This window comes from Fulvimonas soli, assembly GCF_003148905.1.
GTDB lineage: Bacteria > Pseudomonadota > Gammaproteobacteria > Xanthomonadales > Rhodanobacteraceae > Fulvimonas > Fulvimonas soli.
Window position 1 is genome coordinate 1 of sequence record NZ_QGHC01000044.1, and the last position, 1,121, is coordinate 1,121.

1 protein-coding gene and 1 pseudogene are annotated in these 1,121 nt (G+C 58.3%); one reads left to right on the top strand and one right to left on the bottom strand.

Annotated features, from left to right (window positions below; genetic code table 11):
* Positions 1-137 precede the first annotated feature (137 nt).
* Positions 138-647, top strand: a pseudogene (locus C7456_RS16745) (integrase core domain-containing protein); the annotation flags it as partial.
* Positions 648-677: 30 nt separating this feature from the next.
* On the opposite strand, the gene C7456_RS17105 reads toward C7456_RS16745, so the two are convergent.
* Positions 678-992 (bottom strand): hypothetical protein, encoded by a 315-nt coding sequence (locus tag C7456_RS17105; RefSeq protein ID WP_139942852.1) that lies wholly within the window; start codon positions 990-992, stop codon positions 678-680.
* Positions 993-1,121: the final 129 nt, after the last annotated feature.

Below are 1,121 nucleotides of genomic sequence, written 5' to 3' on the forward strand. Positions count from 1 at the left end.
TCTTGCCGCGATCACCGATCAAGCGCTTCAGCATGTCGAGGACCAGCTCAATCAGCGGCCACGAAAGCGTTTACGCTATCGAACGCCTCAGGTGATGTTCGAGGCATCCTTCAAACGCGGTGCACTTCGCGGTTGAATCCGCCGACTTCGTCAGCGACGCCCTGGCCAACGGCCGCCGGCTCAAGTGCCTGACCCTCACCGACGCCTTCACCCGCGAGTGCGTGGACATTGCCGTGGATCACGGGATCAGTGGCGCCTACGTGGTGCGCCTGCTGGACCAGGTGGCCTGCTTCCGCGGCTACCCGCGGGCCGTACGCACCGACAACGGTCCCGAGTTCACCAGCCGGGCATTCATCGCCTGGGCCCAGCAGCACCGCATCGAACACCTGCTGATCGACCCGGGCAGGCCCATGCAGAACGGCTACATCGAGCGCTTCAACGGCAAGTTCCGCGACGGATGCCTCAACGAACACCGGTTCACCTCACTGGCGCAGGCCCGCGAGGTCGTCGCCCACGGGCGTCAGGACTCCAACCAGGTGCGTCCGCACAGCAGTTGCGGCCGCATCCCGCCGGCACAGTTCGCCGCCAACCACCGAGTACAAACCAGCAACAACGCAGTACCCTTCAACCCCGGGCTTTATCAGTAATCATTGGTACGGCCAGTGGGGGCAGGCCAATTAGCTAAGTCCCTTTTTGCCCATCAATTTCTGCCAAATAAACCGCACGAGTTTATACAGCAGCATCCAGATAATGAGATTGATGACGATCTCAACAGGAATTTCGATCACACTTAACTGAATGAGTGACAACCCTCTGTTCCAAAGCAACTTTTCAACTGCCATGGCGCCAACAAAATTGCCTGGGAAAAGCAGGATTAACCCCAAGCCCCATAACCAAACTCCGATCTGCGGAGGCAAGCGCTCCCAAGACCAGAAGGCGATTTCACCAACAGCCTGTGCGGTGGCGAAAGCAGCAAGAAAACGCTTATTCATCGTCATCTTCCGACTGGCTTTGTGGTGCACTAGCTGTGATGTTTCAAGAGGTTGTTCCCCTCTGACCGGAGGGCGAAGCTGATGTCGCCAAACAGCCAGCTTCCATCGGCGAGGGGAACAACATGCACA

Excerpts from the sequence above, each read along its gene's own strand:
- C7456_RS17105 (WP_139942852.1), bottom strand. The coding sequence starts at position 992 with ATGAATAAGCGTTTTCTTGCTGCTTTCGCCACCGCACAGGCTGTTGGT.